Origin of the sequence: Nocardiopsis tropica (assembly GCF_042660575.1) — a bacterium.
In the GTDB taxonomy this organism is placed as follows: domain Bacteria; phylum Actinomycetota; class Actinomycetes; order Streptosporangiales; family Streptosporangiaceae; genus Nocardiopsis; species Nocardiopsis tropica.
On sequence record NZ_JBHSUF010000001.1, the window covers coordinates 317,439 to 332,756 of the forward strand.

Here is a 15,318-nt window from a genome sequence, read left to right on the forward strand (position 1 = left end):
GAAGTAGGGTCGCACACGATGACGAACCACCCCCGAGGCGAGAGCGGAGCCGACGGCTACACGTCGGCGGACACCGAGCGCAAGGCGCGCGAGAACCGGAAGAACCGGGCCCGCGGTCCTTTCGAGCGCGACCGGGCCAGGGTGCTGCACAGCGCCGCCCTGCGGCGCCTGGCCGCCAAGACCCAGGTGGTCCAGCCGGGGGTGAGCGACTTCCCGCGCACCCGCCTCACCCACTCCCTGGAGTGCGCGCAGATCGGCCGCGAACTCGGCCAGGCGCTGGGCTGCGACCCGGACCTGGTCGAGGCGGCCTGCCTCTCCCACGACCTCGGGCACCCCCCGTTCGGGCACAACGGCGAACGGGCCCTGGACGAGGCCGCCGCCGCCTGCGGCGGGTTCGAGGGCAACGCCCAGAGCCTGCGCCTGCTCATCCGGCTGGAGGGCAAGATCATCGACCCCGACGGGCTCAGCGCGGGGCTCAACCTCACCCGCGCCACCCTGGACGCCACCGTCAAGTACCCGTGGCTCCGGGGCGAGGGGCCCGACACCCACAAGTTCAACTGCTACCCCGACGACACGGAGACCTTCGCCTGGCTGCGCCGGGGGGCGCCCCCCGGCCGCACCTGCTTCGAGGCGCAGGTCATGGACTGGGCCGACGACGTGGCCTACTCCGTCCACGACGTCGAGGACGCCCTGCACGCCGGGCTCGTCGACATGGCCGCCCTGCGCGGCACCGACGAGCGCGCCGAGGTCGTCCGGCTCGCCGCGGCCTACTACTGCGACGCGGACCCCGCCGAGCTGCACCACGTGTTCGCCGAACTCCTCGCGGCGCCCGTGTGGCCGAGCGAGTTCACCGGGGACCTCGCCTCCCTAGCCGCACTCAAGAACCTCACCAGCGAACTCATCGGCCGCTTCTGCCGGGCGGCCGAGCACGCCACCCGCGCCGCCCACGGCCAGGGGCGGCTCACGCGCTACGGCGCCGACCTGGTCGTGCCCCGCCGGGCCCTCCTGGAGTGCGCGCTGCTCAAGGCGGTCGCCGCCCACTTCGTGATGTCCCGCGTCGAGGCCATCGCCTACCAGGCGGAGGAGCGCCGCCTCATCACCGAGCTCGTCGGCGCACTCTGGAAGAGCGCCCCCGACGGCCTCGACCCGCAGTTCCGCGCGGCCTTCACCGAGGCGTCCGGCGACGCGGCCGCGCTGCGCGTGGTCGTCGACCAGGTCGCCTCGCTCACCGACACCTCCGCGACGGCGCTGCACGCCCGTCTGGTGGGCTGAAGGGAGAGGGGTCCCGGAGGGCCGGGGAGCCTCCGGGGCGGAAGGGCCTGCGGGCTCCCGACGGGGCCTCGCCGACGATTCGGTCGGGCAGGGGGGTTGACGCCTCGTATGTTAACGCTAACAATGTTGTCCGCGTCACATTTCCCCTGAGATTCCCGGAGGTGTCGTTCAGGTGAACCCCCCCGGTGGCCGCACCCCCGTCATGGCGGACGTCGCCAGACTGGCCGGTGTCTCCCACCAGACGGTGTCCCGCGTCATCAACGGCCACCCCAACGTCCGCCAGGAGACCGTCCTGCGGGTGCAGAGGGCGATCGACGAACTCGGCTACCACCGCAACTCCACGGCGCGGGCCCTGGTCACCCGCCGCACCAACGTGCTCGGCGTCCTCGCCTTCGACACCACCCTCTTCGGCCCGGCGCAGACCCTGGCGGGGATCGAGCGGGCCGCGCGCGAGGCCGGCTACTTCCTGAGCATGGTCAGCCTCGACGACGTGTCGCCGGCCGGCGTCGTCGCCGCGGCCGACTTCCTGATCCAGCAGTCCGTCGAGGGCTGCATCGCCATCGCCCCGCAGAGGGGCCTGGTCGACGCCCTCGCCTCGCTGCCCGGGCCCCTGCCGCTGGTCGCCGTCGAGGGCGGCGAGGGCTCCGGCCTCCCGGTCGTCTGCGTCGACCAGGTCCAGGGGGCCGAGGAGGCCGTCCGCCACCTCCTGGCGCTCGGCCACCACACGGTCCACCACATCGAGGGGGACCCGCTCTGGCTGGAGTCCGAGGCCCGCGCGTTCGGATGGCGCCGGGCCCTGGAGGAGGCGGGCGCGCCGGTCCCGGAACCGCTCCAGGGCGACTGGAGCCCCCGGTCCGGCTACGACCTCGGCCGCGCCCTGGTGGGGCGCAGGGCCGCGGGGGAGCGGGTGACCGCGATCTTCGTGGGCAACGACCAGATGGCCATAGGGGTCCTGCGCGCCCTGCACGAGGCGGGGCTGGGCGTGCCGGGCGACGTCAGCGTCGTCGGCTTCGACGACATTCCCGAGGCGGAGTACCTCACGCCGTCCCTGTCCACCGTGTACCAGGACTTCGCCCAGGTCGGCCGGGAGAGCCTGGCGCTGCTCCTCGGCGAGATCGGGGCGGGCCGCACCGGCTCGGCCGACCCCGCCGGGGCCGGGAGACGCGTGGTCCCGGCGGAACTGAGGCAGCGGGGCAGCAGCGGGCCGCCTCCCCCCTGACCGCCCGTCCCACGCGCCTCCTCCACGGAAGGAACCCCCTGTGCGCGAGAATGTTAACGCTAACAACAAGCCGTCCCCCGACGCGGTCGTCATCGGCGTCGACTTCGGGACCCTCTCCGGCCGGGCCGTCGTCGTCCGGGTGGCCGACGGGGCCGAACTCGGCTCCGCCGCCCACACCTACCGGCACGGCGTCATCACGGAGCACCTGCCCGCCTCCTCCGGGCCGCTGGCCCCCGAGACCGCGCTCCAGTGCCCCGAGGACTACCGCGAGGTCCTGCGCACGGCCGTGCCGGAGGCGCTGCGGGCCTCCGGCGCCGACCCCGGGCAGGTGGTCGGCATCGGCACCGACTTCACCTCCTGCACGGTCCTGCCCGTGACCGCGGACGGGACCCCGCTGTGCGAGCTCCCCGACCTCGCCGGGCGCCCGCACGCGTGGCCCAAGCTGTGGCGCCACCACGCCGCCCAGCCGGAGGCGGACGAGATCAACGCCCTCGCCGAGAAGCGGGGGGAGACGTGGCTCGCCCGCTACGGCGGCCGGATCTCCTCGGAGTGGCAGTTCGCCAAGGCGCTCCAGGTCCTGCGGGAGGACCCCGAGGCGTACGCGCGCGCCGACCGCTGGATCGAGGCCGCCGACTGGATCGTCTGGGAACTGTGCGGACGCGAGACCCGCAACGTCGCCACCGCCGGGTACAAGGGCATCCACCAGGACGGCGCCTGGCCCTCCGCGGAGTTCCTGGCCGCCCTCGACCCGCGCTTCGCCGGCTTCGTCCGGGACAAGCTCGCCCACCCCCTCTCCCAGCTGGGCGAGCGCGCGGGCGGCCTCACCGCCCGGGCCGCGGCCTGGACGGGCCTGCCCGAGGGGCTGCCCGTCGCGGTCGGCAACATCGACGCGCACGTCACCGCTGCCACGGCCCGGACGACCGGCAACGGCCGGATGCTCGCCATCATGGGCACCAGCACCTGCCACGTCATGAACTCCGACGTCCTCGCCGAGGTCCCCGGCATGTGCGGGCTGGCGCTCGGCGGCATCACCCCCGGCGCCTGGGGCTACGAGGCGGGCCAGAGCGGTGTCGGCGACATCTTCGCCTGGTTCGCCGACTCCCACGTGCCGCCCGCCTACCACGAGGAGGCCCGCGAACGCGGCCTCTCCGTCCACGACCTGCTCTCCGAGCGGGCCTCGGGGGCGCCTGTCGGGGGCCACGGCCTCGTCGCCCTGGACTGGCACAGCGGCAACCGCTCGGTCCTGGTCGACCACGACCTGTCCGGCGTGCTCGTCGGGATGACCCTGGCCACCAGGCCGGAGGAGGTCTACCGGGCCCTGGTCGAGGCCACGGCCTTCGGCACGCGCACGATCATCGGGGCCTTCGAGGCCGCCGGGGTCCCGGTCGAGGACTTCACGGTGGGCGGCGGCATGGTCCGCAACCCGTTCGTGCTCCAGGTCTACGCCGACGTGCTCGACCGCCCGATCAGGCTGGTCGCCTCCGAGTACAGCTGCGCCGTGGGGTCCGCCATCCACGCGGCCGTCGCGGCCGGCGCCCACCCCGACATCCACGCGGCGTCGGCCGCCATGGGCCGGGTCCGGGAGGAGACCGTCGACCCCGATCCCGCGAGGGCGGCGGCCTACGACGACCTCTTCGAGGTCTACACCGAGCTCCACGACCACTTCGGCCGGGGCGGCAGCCAGAGCCTGCGCCGCCTCCGGGCCATCCGCAACGCCACCCTGGCCACCGCGGGGAACGGCACCGAGGAGGGAACACGATGACCGCCGACACGGCCCGCACCGTCCCCGACGAGCACCGGGCGGAGGTGGAGCGCCTGCGCGAGCACCTGTGCGCGCTGCACGCCGAACTGCCCCGCTGGAAACTGGTCACCTGGACCAGCGGCAACGTCTCCGCCCGCGTCCCCGGCGCCGACCTCATGGTGATCAAGCCCAGCGGGGTCTCCTACGACGACCTGGCCCCCGCCGACATGGTCGTCTGCGACCTGGACGGCCGGGTGGTCGAGGGGGGCCGGTCCCCCTCCAGCGACACCGCCTCCCACGCCCACGTCTACCGCGCGCGCCCCGACGTCGGCGGGGTCGCGCACACCCACAGCGCGTACGCGACGGCCTGGGCCGCACGGGGGGAGCCCATCCCGTGCGTCATCACGGCGATGGCCGACGAGTTCGGCGGCGACATCCCCGTGGGACCGTTCGCCCTCATCGGCGGCGACGAGATCGGCAGGGCGGTGGTCGCCACCCTCCGGGGCCACCGCTCCCCGGCCGTCCTCATGCGCGGCCACGGCGTGTTCACGGTCGGCGCCTCCGCCCGCGCCGCGGTCAAGGCCGCGGTGATGTGCGAGGACGTCGCGCGCACCGTCCACATCGCCCGACAGGGCGGCCCCCTCGAACGCCTGCCCCAGGAGCACATCGACGCGCTCCACGACCGGTACCAGAACGTCTACGGCCAGTAAGGAACGATCGTGCCCCTTCCCACGCCCCCGGCCGCTGCCCACGCGCCCGTCGGGACCCGTGCGCCCCGTATCGGCCTCCTCGGCATCATGCAGCCCCTCTACGACGACATGATCCCCGGCATCACCGAGCACCAGGCCGCCTACGCGGGCCGGGTCGCCGAGAAGCTCTCCGGCGTCGCCGAGTGGACCGTGGCCCCTCCGGTGCGCGGACGCGCGGACGCGGAGCGCGCGATGCGCGCGTTCGAGGACGCGGACCTCGACGGGGTCCTCGTGGTCATGCTCACCTACGGGCCCTCCCTCCGCGTCACCCGCATGTTCGGCGGGGCCCGGCTGCCGATCGCCCTGGCCAACATCCAGCCCGATCCCGCGGTCTCCCCGTCCTGGGACATGGACGACATGACCTACAACCAGGGCATCCACGGCGCCCAGGACACCGCCAACGCGATGGTGCGCGCGGGGCTCCCCTTCGAGGTCGTCACCGGCGAGTGGCAGAGCCCCGAGTTCGCCGGGAGGATCGACCGCTGGGCCAGGGCGGCCCGCGCGGTCACGGCGCTGCGGGGCCTCCGGGTCGGCGTGTTCGGCTATCCCATGAACGGCATGGGCGACGCCCGGGTGGACGAGAGCTCGCTGCTGCGCAAGCTCGGGCCGGAGGTCGAGGTCATCGCGCCGGGCTCCCTCCACCGGACGATGGCCGAGATTCCGGGGGAGGAGGTCGCGGACCTCATGGCCTGGGAGGACGGGGCCTTCGAGGTGGACGGGCGCCTCTCGAAGGAGGAGCGCGAGGACCACGCCCGCATGCAGCTGGGCATCGAGAGGCTGCTGGAGGAGCGGGGCGCCGGCGCCTACTCCACCCACTTCGACGCCATCGGCGAGGACGGCCGCTTCGCGCGGCTGCCGATGGCCGCGGCCTCCACCCTGATGGCCAAGGGGTACGGGTTCGCCGGCGAGGGCGACGTGCTGGCCGCCTCGATCGTCTACGCCGGGCACCAGCTCGCGGGGGACGGCCACTTCACCGAGATGTACGCCATGGACTTCCCCAGCGACTCCGTCCTCATGAGCCACATGGGCGAGGGGAACTGGCGGATCGCGCGCGAGGACGAGCCCGTCCGGCTGATCAAGCGCCCCCTGGGGATCGGCGGCCTCGACGACCCGCCCACCATCGTCTTCCGCTACCGGCCGGGCCCCGCGACCCTCGCCTCCCTGGTCTTCCTCGGCGGCGAGGACTTCCGCCTGGTGGTCGCGGAGGGCGAGGTGATCGACGCGCCCGGGCTGCCGTCGCTGGAGATGCCCTACGGACAGTTCCGCCCGGAGACGGGCGTGCGGTCGTGCATGGACGCCTGGCTCAGGTCCGGCGGCACCCACCACATGGTCATGAACACCGGCGCGAGGGCCGAGGACTGGAAGGTCCTCTGCTCGCTCGCCGGCATCGAGTACGTCCGGGTCTGACCCGGAACCCGCGGCGCCGAGGCGCCCGCTTCCCGGGGAGGGCCCGCCGGGCCCTCCCCACCCCCCGGCGCAAGGAGAACACCATGCGCGTCCGACCCCCCGCATCCCCCGAACCCCCCGTTCCCCCCGAACACCCGGCCCCGCGCGGCCCCGGCCGCCGGGCCTTCGCCGCCGGAGCCCTCGCCGCCGCGGGCCTGGCCGCCGCCGGGTGCGGCCCCTCCCCGGCCCTGCTCTCCGGCAGGACCCGCCTGCGCCAGTGGAACCTGTTCGCGGGCGGGGACGGCATGCGGATGATCGAGATGCACGACGCCTACGTACGCGAGCATCCCGACGTCGACTTCCGGGCCACCACCTTCACGTGGGGCTCCCCCTTCTACACCAAGGTCGCGATGGGCGCCGCGGGCGGGCGCGGCGCGGACATCGCCACCGTGCACGTGTCCCGGCTGGAGAGCCTGGCGCCCGGGCGGCTCCTCGACCCGATCGACCCCGTGATGCTCGCGGAGGCGGGGATCGACGACACGGTGGTGCTCCCGCGGATCTGGGAGAAGTGCTTCTTCGACGGGGAGCTGTACGCGATCCCCATCGACACCCACGTGCTCATCCAGTTCGTCAACCTCGACGTGTGCCGCAGGGCGGGCGTGCTCGACGCCGACGACCGGCTCGTCGAGGTCTCCGGGCTGGACGGCTACCTCGACCTGCTCCGCGAGATCCAGGGCGCGACCGGGGAGTACGGCCTGTCCGTCGACACCTGGGCCCCCTGGCCCAACTTCTGGGCGCTCTACCGCCAGCAGGACGGCGACCTCGTCATCGGCGAGGACGACTTCGAGCTGGACGACGACAAGGCGCTGGCCGCCATGGAGGTCATGTACCGGCTCTCCGAGGAGGGGCTGTCGCCGAGGCACTCCATGCTCGCCGACACGGCGGCCAACCTCGCCAACGGCCAGGCCGGGCTGATGATCCACGGCAACTGGGAGATCCCCACCCTGGAGGCCGCGGGCACGGAGTTCACCGCGACCCAGTTCCCGGCGGTGTTCGGCAACAACCGCACCCGCGGCGACTCGCACTGCTACGTGTTCCCCCACCAGCGCGACAGGGACCCCGAGCGCACCCGCGCCGCCGTCGGGTACGCCGCCTGGATGCTGCGCCACAGCATCACCTGGGCGGCCGGAGGACACATCCCCGCCTACCTGCCGGTGGTGGAGAGCGACGATTACGACGCCCTGCACCCGCAGTCGGAGTACGCCGAGGCCGCCGAGAACGTCCAGTTCGAGCCGCAGGCCTGGTTCAGCGGTTCGGCCGGGCGCCTCCAGGAGGAGGCCACCGGCCCGCTGACCACCCTCCACCAGGGCACCCAGACCCCCGAACAGGCCCTGGACCAGCTCAAGGGGGCCATCCGCACCCTGATCGCCGTCCCCTCACCGGTGTAGGGAGGAACCCCGTGACCACTCGTGCCCCGGCGGCCCCGCCGGACGGCCGGACGGACCTCCCCGACGTGCGGCGCCGACCCGCCGCCCGGACCGGGCTCTGGTTCGTACTGCCCTTCCTCGCCTTCTACCTGGTGTTCCTGCTCTGGCCCGCGATCGTCGGGTTCGGCTACACCTTCACCGACCGCAGCCTGGCCGGCGGGCCGACCTCCTTCGTCGGCCTGGAGAACTGGGCCGAGAGCCTCACCGACCCCGCGATGTGGGAGTCGCTGTGGAACACGCTGGTCTTCACCGTGCTCAGCGTGCCGCTGATGGTGGCTCTCGCCCTCGCCCTGGCCCTGCTGACCGACCACGCCCGCAAACTGGGCTGGTTCCTGAGGTTCGGCTTCTTCGCCCCGTTCGTGCTCCCGGTCGCGGTCATGACGCTCATCTGGGGCTGGATGTACAACCCCAGCCTCGGCCTGTTCAACGGCATGCTGGGCCGGATCGGCGTGGAGGGCCCCGAGTGGCTCTTCGGCGAGGGCACCGCGATGGTCTCCGTGGTCGTCGCCACCGCCTGGTGGCAGGTCGGGTTCAACTACCTGCTCTACCTGGCCGCCATGCAGTCGATCCCCGGGGACGTCTACGAGGCGGCGGCCATCGACGGGGCCGGGGCCTGGCAGCGGATCGGCCGCATCACGCTCCCGCTGCTGGCGCGCACCACCGCACTGATCGCGGTCCTCCAGCTGATCGGGTCGCTCCGCGTGTTCGAGCAGATCTACCTGATGACGTCGGGCGGCCCGAACTTCGCCACCCGCACCGCCATCCAGTACATCTACGACTCCGGGTTCGTCGGGCTCCGCATCGGCCTGGCCTCGTCGATGGCCTACGTCTTCATGGTCATCGTCATCGCGGCCTCCGTCGCCCAGTTCCGCCTCTTCTCCCGGAAGGAGGCCTGACGCCATGGCCGCAGCCCGACCCCCCGCAGTCCCGCCCTCCGCAGCCCGGCCCCTGGCGACCCGGCCCCCCGCCGGACGGCCGAGCAGCCGCGGCCCCGCCCCCCGCAGGCGGCTCCCCCGCGTCACCGTGGGCTCCGCCGCCCTGTACACGGTCGCCGCACTGGCGGCGCTCGCCTGGCTCCTCCCGCTGCTGTGGGCGATCGACACCTCGCTCAAGCCCGAGGGGGAGACGACGCTCCTGCCGGTCACCTGGTCGATCGCCGAGCCCACGCTGGAGGCCTACCGGCTGGTGCTGGCCCGGGGCGACCTCGTCCGCTGGGCCGTCAACTCCACCGTGACCACCGTGATCGTCACGGTGCTCACCCTGGTCCTGTGCGTGCTGGCCGCCTACGGGTTCAGCCGGTTCGACTTCCGGGGCCGGGGGTGGCTGTTCGCACTGGTCATCGGGGGCATCCTCATCCCGCCGCAGACCCTGATCGTGCCGCAGTTCGTCCTGATGACCCAGCTCGGCCTGGTGGACACCTACTGGGGCGTCGCCCTGCCGCAGGTGGTCGCGCCGGTGTTCGTGTTCATCCTCAAGCGGTTCTTCGACGCCGTCCCCCGCGAGTACGAGGACGCGGCGCGGATGGACGGGGCCGGTCCGGCGCGCATCCTGTGGAGCGTCGTCCTGCCCCTGTCCCGACCGGTCCTCACCGCGGTCGGCATCTTCACCTTCATCGGCGCCTGGAACAACTTCCTGTGGCCGTTCATCGTGACGACCGACCCGGAGATGATGACGCTCCCCGTGGGGCTCGGCACCGTCGCCGGGCAGTACGGGGTGCAGTACGCCCAGGTCATGGCCTCGGCCGTCCTGGGAGCGGTTCCACTCCTCCTCGTGTTCCTGCTCTTCCAGAAGAACATCGTCACCGGCGTCGCCGGCGCCGGGATCAAGGGATGACCCCCCACTCCGAAGGAAGCCCATGCTCCACGCCTCCCTGACCGCCGACCCCGCCCAGACCGTCGCCCCGGTCCACCGACGGACCTTCGGCTCGTTCGTCGAGCACATGGGCCGCTGCGTCTACACCGGCCTCTACGAACCCGGCCACCCCACGGCCGACGCGGACGGCTTCCGCGGCGACGTCGCCGACCTCGTCCGCGAGCTGGGCGTCACCACCGTGCGCTACCCCGGCGGCAACTTCGTCTCCGGCTACCGGTGGGAGGACGGCGTCGGCCCCAAGGACCGCAGACCCGTCCGCCGCGACCTCGCCTGGCACAGCCTGGAGACCAACCAGTTCGGGCTGAACGAGTTCGCGACGTGGTGCGGACGGCTCGGCATCGAACCCATGATGGCGGTCAACCTCGGCTCCCGGGGGCTCCAGGAGGCCCTGGACCTGCTGGAGTACGCCAACCACCCCGGCGGCACACACCTGTCCGACCTGAGGGCCGAGCACGGACACCCCGACCCCCACGACATCCGCATGTGGTGCCTGGGCAACGAGATGGACGGGCCCTGGCAGATCGGCCACCTGGACGCCCGCTCCTACGGGCGCAAGGCCGCGCAGGTCGCCCGCGCCATGAGGATGGCGGACCGCGATCTCGAACTCGTCGTGTGCGGCAGCTCAGGTTCGGGCATGGCGACCTTCGGGGCGTGGGAGGCCACCGTTCTGGAGGAGGCCTACGACGCCGTCGACCACATCTCCCTGCACGCCTACTACGAGGAGCACGACGGCGACCTGGCCAGCTTCCTGGGCTCGGTCGCCGACATGGACCACTTCATCGACTCGGTCGCCTCCACCGCCGACGCCGTCGGGGCCAGGCTGCGCGACACGAAGCGCATCCAGCTCTCCTTCGACGAGTGGAACGTCTGGTACCTGAGCCGCCACCGGGCGCTGGCCGAGGTCCAGCCCGCCGACGACTGGAGGACCGCCCCCCGCGTCATCGAGGACCGGTACAACGTCGCCGACGCCGTCGTGGTCGGCAACATGCTCATCAGCCTCCTCCGGCACAGCGACCGCGTCACCGCCGCCAGCCAGGCGCAGCTCGCCAACGTCATCGCCCCGATCATGACGGAGCCGGGCGGACCGGCCTGGCGGCAGACCATCTTCCACCCGTTCGCGCTCACCGCCGCGTCCGCCTCCGGCCGGGTACTGCGCGCAGAGGTCGCCGCACCCCTCCAGGACACCGCCAGGTACGGCGGGGTGCCCGTGGTCGACGCCGCCGTCACCCACGACGAGGCGACCGGCGCCGCCGCGCTGTTCGTCGTCAACCGCTCCGTCGACCAGCCGGTCGCCCTCGACGCCGACCTGCGCGGACTCGCCCCGGCCGGCGTCACCTCGGCGCTCACCCTCGCCGACGCCGACGCCTACGCGGCCAACAGCATGGCCGACCCCGACCGGGTCACCCCCTCGCCCAACAAGGACGCGCGCCTGGAGGGCGGACGGCTCGGCCTCACGCTGCCCCCCGTCTCCTGGTCCGTCGTCACCCTGTCCACCGGCCGCCGCTGAACGGCGACCACCCCCCACCGGAAGGAAGAGGAACCAGTACATGCGAGACCACCGGAGGGCCCTCCCGGCCCTGGCAGTCATAGGGGCGTCGCTCCTGCTCACCGCCTGCGGCGGCGTAGGGGACGCCGCCCGTCCCGAGGGGGAGGCCGGAACCATCGGCATCTCCATGCCCACCCAGTCGTCGGAGCGCTGGATCGCCGACGGCGCCAACATGGTCGAGGAGTTCGAGGAGCGCGGCTTCGGCACCGACCTCCAGTTCGCCGAGGACGTGGTGCAGGACCAGATCTCCCAGATCGAGAACATGATCACCCGGGGCGTCGACGTCCTGGTGATCGCCGCGATCGACGGCGCCGCCCTGGGCGACGTCCTCGACATGGCGGCGGACAACGACATCCCCGTGATCGCCTACGACCGCCTCATCCTCGACAGCGAGCACGTCGACTACTACGCCACCTTCGACAACCTCCGGGTCGGCGAGCTCCAGGGCGACTACATCGTCGACGCCCTCGACCTGGAGAACGAGGAGGGGCCCTTCGACATCGAGCTGTTCGGCGGTCCGCTCAACGACAACAACTCCTTCTTCTTCAACGACGGCGCGATGGCCGTGCTCCAGCCCTACATCGACGACGAGACGCTGGTCGTCCGCAGCGGGCAGACCTCCATGAACCAGATCTCCACCGAGCGCTGGGACGGCGCCGTCGCCCAGGCCCGGATGGACAACCTCCTCAGCGCCCACTACTCCGACGAGGAGGTGGACGCCGTCCTGTCGCCCTTCGACGGCATCAGCCTCGGCGTGATCGAGTCCCTGAGGGCGGTCGGCTACGGGAGCGGGGACAGGCCCCTGCCCGTCATCACCGGCCAGGACGCCGAGGTGTCCTCGGTCAAGTCGATCATCGCGGGCGAGCAGACCCAGACCGTCTTCAAGGACACCCGGGCCCTGGCCGCCCAGACGGTCGACATGGTCGAGTCCCTCCTCGCCGAGGAGGACGTCGAGGTCAACGACACCGAGAGCTACGACAACGGGGTCAAGGTGGTCCCCGCCTTCCTGCTCGAGCCGGTGTCGGTGGACATCGACAACTACGAGGAGGAACTGGTCGGCAGCGGCTACTACGAGGAGTCCGACCTCGAATGAGCGAGACGCAGACACGACCGGCCCCCACCGGCAGGCCACTGCTGCTGATGCGCGACATCCGCAAGGAGTTCCCCGGCGTGCGCGCCCTGGACGGTGTGTCGCTGAGCGTCGGACACGGGAGCGTCCACGCCCTCATGGGCGAGAACGGCGCCGGGAAGTCCACGCTGATGAAGGTGCTCAGCGGGGTCCACCCGGCGGGCTCCTACGACGGCGAGATCCTCGTCGACGGCGACCCCTGCGCCTTCGCGGGGGTCGCCGACAGCGAGCGCGCCGGGATCGCCATCATCCACCAGGAGCTGGCGCTCGTCCCCCAGCTGTCGGTCGGAGAGAACATCTTCCTCGGCCACGAGAGGGCCCGGCGCGGCGTCGTCGACTGGGGGGCCACCCACGCCGAGGCGCGCGCACTCCTGCGGCGGGTCGGCCTGGACGAGGCGCCCACCACGCCGGTGTCGGCCCTCAGCGTGGGCGCGCAGCAGCTCGTGGAGATCGCCAAGGCGCTCGCCAAGCGGGTGCGGCTGCTCATCCTCGACGAGCCGACCTCCGCCCTGACCGAGGTGGAGAGCGACCGGCTCCTGGACCTGCTCCTCGGGCTCCGTGACGAGGGGGTGACCTGCATCCTCATCTCGCACAAGCTCGGCGAGGTCGTCCGGGTCAGCGACGAGATCACCATCCTGAGGGACGGCCGCGCCGTGGAGACCCTGGCCGTGGAGCGGGGCGAGGACGGGACGCCCTCCGTCGACGAGGACCGCATCATCCGGGGGATGGTCGGCCGCGACCTGGACCAGCGCTACCCCGAGCGGGTCGGCGAGATCGGAGGGCCACGCTTCGAGGTCCGCGACTGGACGGTGGCGCACCCGACCCAGCCGGGGCGGCTCATGGTCGACGGGGTCGGCCTCACCGTGCGGCGCGGGGAGGTCGTCGGGCTCGCCGGGCTCATGGGCGCGGGGCGCACCGAATTCGCCATGAACCTGTTCGGCCGCTCCTACGGGCGCCGTGTCAGGGGCAGCCTGACCAAGGACGGGGAGGAGCTGGACACCGGCACCGTGGCCGCCGCGATCCGCGGCGGCGTCGCCTACGTCCCCGAGGACCGCAAGACGCTCGGGCTCATCCTGGACGACGACATCCGCCACAACACCACCATGGCGGCCCTGGACCGGGTCTCCTCCCGCGGGGTCCTCGACCCCGGGCTGGAGGCGGTGGAGGCGGCGCGCATGAGCGAGCGGATGCGTGTCCGCAGCCACGGCACCACCCAGGCGGTGCGCACCCTCAGCGGCGGCAACCAGCAGAAGGTCGTGCTCGGCAAGTGGCTGTTCACGCGCCCCGAGCTGCTCATCCTCGACGAGCCCACCCGGGGCATCGACGTCGGGGCCAAGTACGAGATCTACCTGATCGTGCGCAGGCTCGCCGCCGAGGGCGCGTGCGTGCTGTTCATCTCCTCGGAGCTCCCCGAGCTCCTCGGCATGTGCGACCGGATCCTCACCCTGTGCGAGGGCCGGATCACCGGCGAGGTCCCGGGCGAGGAGGCCGACCAGGAGACCCTCATGAGACTCATGACACGGACCGGCGACCAGGACCGGACCGACCCGAGGAGCCCGCGATGACCACCCGTCCGTTGACACTCGCCACGACCCTGATACGGGCGAACGCGCGGCAGTACGGCATGGCCGTCGCCCTGGTGGCGATCATCGTGCTGTTCCAGATCCTCACCGGGGGGCTGCTGCTGACCCCGCTCAACGTCACCAACCTGATCATGCAGAACTCCTACATCCTGATCCTGGCGATCGGGATGATGCTGGTCATCGTCACCGGGCACATCGACCTGTCGGTCGGCTCGGTGGTGGCGTTCACGGGCGCGGTCTCGGCCATCATGCTCACGTCGTGGGGGCTGCCCACGGTCGTGGTCGTCCCCGCGGCACTGCTCCTGGGCGCCCTCATCGGCGCCTGGCAGGGGTTCTGGGTCGCGTACGTGCGCGTGCCCGCGTTCATCGTGACCCTCGCCGGGATGCTCGTCTTCCGCGGGGCGACCCTGGCCGTGCTGGGCGGGGAGTCCATCGCCCCGCTGCCCACCTCGCTGCGGAACATGGCGAGCGGCTTCCTGCCCGACGTCGAGGTCCTGGGCCTGCACCTGCCGACCCTCCTGCTGGGCGCGGCCGGCGCCGCGGCCGTGGTGTGGATCCAGTGGCGTTCGCGGGCGCGCGACCTCAGGCACGAGCTGCCCACGGCGCCGACCGCGGTCACGGTGCTGGTCTCGGCGGTGACCGCCGTGGTCATCATGGTGTTCGCCTACGTGCTGGCCCAGTACAACGGGCTCCCCCTCGTGGGGCTGCTGCTGGTCGCCCTCATCGCCGGCTACTCGTTCGTCATGCGGTCCACGACAGCCGGACGCCGCGTGTACGCCGTCGGGGGCAGCGAACAGGCCGCGGCGCTGTCGGGGATCAGGACGCGCCGCACCACGTTCTGGGTGTTCGTCAACATGGGCGTGCTCTCCGCCCTCGCCGGCCTCGTGTTCACGGGACGGCTCAACGCGGCCACTCCGGGCGCGGGGACCATGTTCGAGCTGGACGCGATCGCCGCGGCCTTCATCGGCGGGGCGTCCGCCGCCGGGGGCGTGGGCACCGTCGTCGGGGCCGTGGTCGGGGCCCTGGTCATGGGCGTGCTCAACAACGGCATGTCGCTGATCGGTCTCGGCGTGGACTGGCAGCAGCTCATCAAGGGCCTGGTGCTGCTGCTCGCGGTGGCGTTCGACATCTACAACAAGCGCCGCGTCACCATGGGGCGCACCCTCGACGTGAGGCCCCCGGGCGGCCCGGCCCGGGGAACCGGCCCGAAGGCGGACGACCCGTCCCCGTCCGGGGAGGGAGGTGTCCGCGCGGGGCCCTGAGGACCCGCCGTGCGGGGGAGCGGACCGCTTCCCCGCACGGCGCCCCGCCGGGCCGCCGCCGACAGCGGCCGA

The 15,318-nt window shown here is 72.6% G+C and carries 12 protein-coding genes; all 12 read left to right on the forward strand.

What is annotated here, in order from left to right; all coding sequences use genetic code 11:
- The first annotated feature begins 18 nt into the window (after positions 1-18).
- Positions 19-1,272, forward strand: coding sequence for a deoxyguanosinetriphosphate triphosphohydrolase (locus tag ACFQBR_RS01325; protein WP_344176196.1), 1,254 nt, complete (start codon positions 19-21; stop codon positions 1,270-1,272).
- 202 nt (positions 1,273-1,474) lie between these two features.
- The gene (locus tag ACFQBR_RS01330; protein WP_267950471.1) at positions 1,475-2,491 is read left to right on the forward strand and encodes a LacI family DNA-binding transcriptional regulator; all 1,017 of its coding nucleotides are present in this window, start codon (positions 1,475-1,477) and stop codon (positions 2,489-2,491) included.
- A 40-nt stretch (positions 2,492-2,531) separates the two neighbouring features.
- Entirely contained in the window at positions 2,532-4,253 is a 1,722-nt protein-coding gene (araB, locus tag ACFQBR_RS01335; protein WP_344176198.1) for a ribulokinase, read from the forward strand.
- A complete protein-coding gene (locus tag ACFQBR_RS01340; RefSeq protein WP_267945945.1) occupies positions 4,250-4,942 on the forward strand; it encodes an L-ribulose-5-phosphate 4-epimerase in 693 nt (230 codons plus the stop codon). Before araB ends, ACFQBR_RS01340 begins: the two co-directional genes overlap by 4 nt.
- A 9-nt stretch (positions 4,943-4,951) precedes the next feature.
- Positions 4,952-6,388 (forward strand): L-fucose/L-arabinose isomerase family protein, encoded by a 1,437-nt coding sequence (locus ACFQBR_RS01345; protein WP_267945944.1) that lies wholly within the window; start codon positions 4,952-4,954, stop codon positions 6,386-6,388.
- Between the two features lie 83 nt (positions 6,389-6,471).
- Positions 6,472-7,815, forward strand: a complete 1,344-nt coding sequence (locus ACFQBR_RS01350; protein WP_344176200.1) for an extracellular solute-binding protein — start codon at positions 6,472-6,474, stop codon at positions 7,813-7,815.
- A gap of 11 nt (positions 7,816-7,826) precedes the next feature.
- Entirely contained in the window at positions 7,827-8,750 is a 924-nt protein-coding gene (locus ACFQBR_RS01355) for a carbohydrate ABC transporter permease (protein ID WP_267945942.1), read from the forward strand.
- 4 nt (positions 8,751-8,754) lie between these two features.
- Positions 8,755-9,687, forward strand: a complete 933-nt coding sequence (locus tag ACFQBR_RS01360) for a carbohydrate ABC transporter permease (RefSeq protein WP_344176202.1) — start codon at positions 8,755-8,757, stop codon at positions 9,685-9,687.
- A 22-nt stretch (positions 9,688-9,709) separates the two neighbouring features.
- On the forward strand, positions 9,710-11,233 hold the full coding sequence (gene arfA / locus ACFQBR_RS01365) for an arabinosylfuranosidase ArfA (protein WP_344176204.1): 1,524 nt from the start codon (positions 9,710-9,712) through the stop codon (positions 11,231-11,233).
- 40 nt (positions 11,234-11,273) lie between these two features.
- Positions 11,274-12,365, forward strand: a complete 1,092-nt coding sequence (gene chvE, locus ACFQBR_RS01370; protein WP_267945939.1) for a multiple monosaccharide ABC transporter substrate-binding protein — start codon at positions 11,274-11,276, stop codon at positions 12,363-12,365.
- Positions 12,362-13,966 carry a sugar ABC transporter ATP-binding protein gene (locus ACFQBR_RS01375; RefSeq protein ID WP_344176206.1) on the forward strand — a complete coding sequence of 535 codons (1,605 nt, stop codon included), beginning with the start codon at positions 12,362-12,364 and terminating at the stop codon, positions 13,964-13,966. Before chvE ends, ACFQBR_RS01375 begins: the two co-directional genes overlap by 4 nt.
- A complete protein-coding gene (gene mmsB, locus ACFQBR_RS01380) occupies positions 13,963-15,246 on the forward strand; it encodes a multiple monosaccharide ABC transporter permease (RefSeq protein WP_344176208.1) in 1,284 nt (427 codons plus the stop codon). Before ACFQBR_RS01375 ends, mmsB begins: the two co-directional genes overlap by 4 nt.
- Positions 15,247-15,318: the final 72 nt, after the last annotated feature.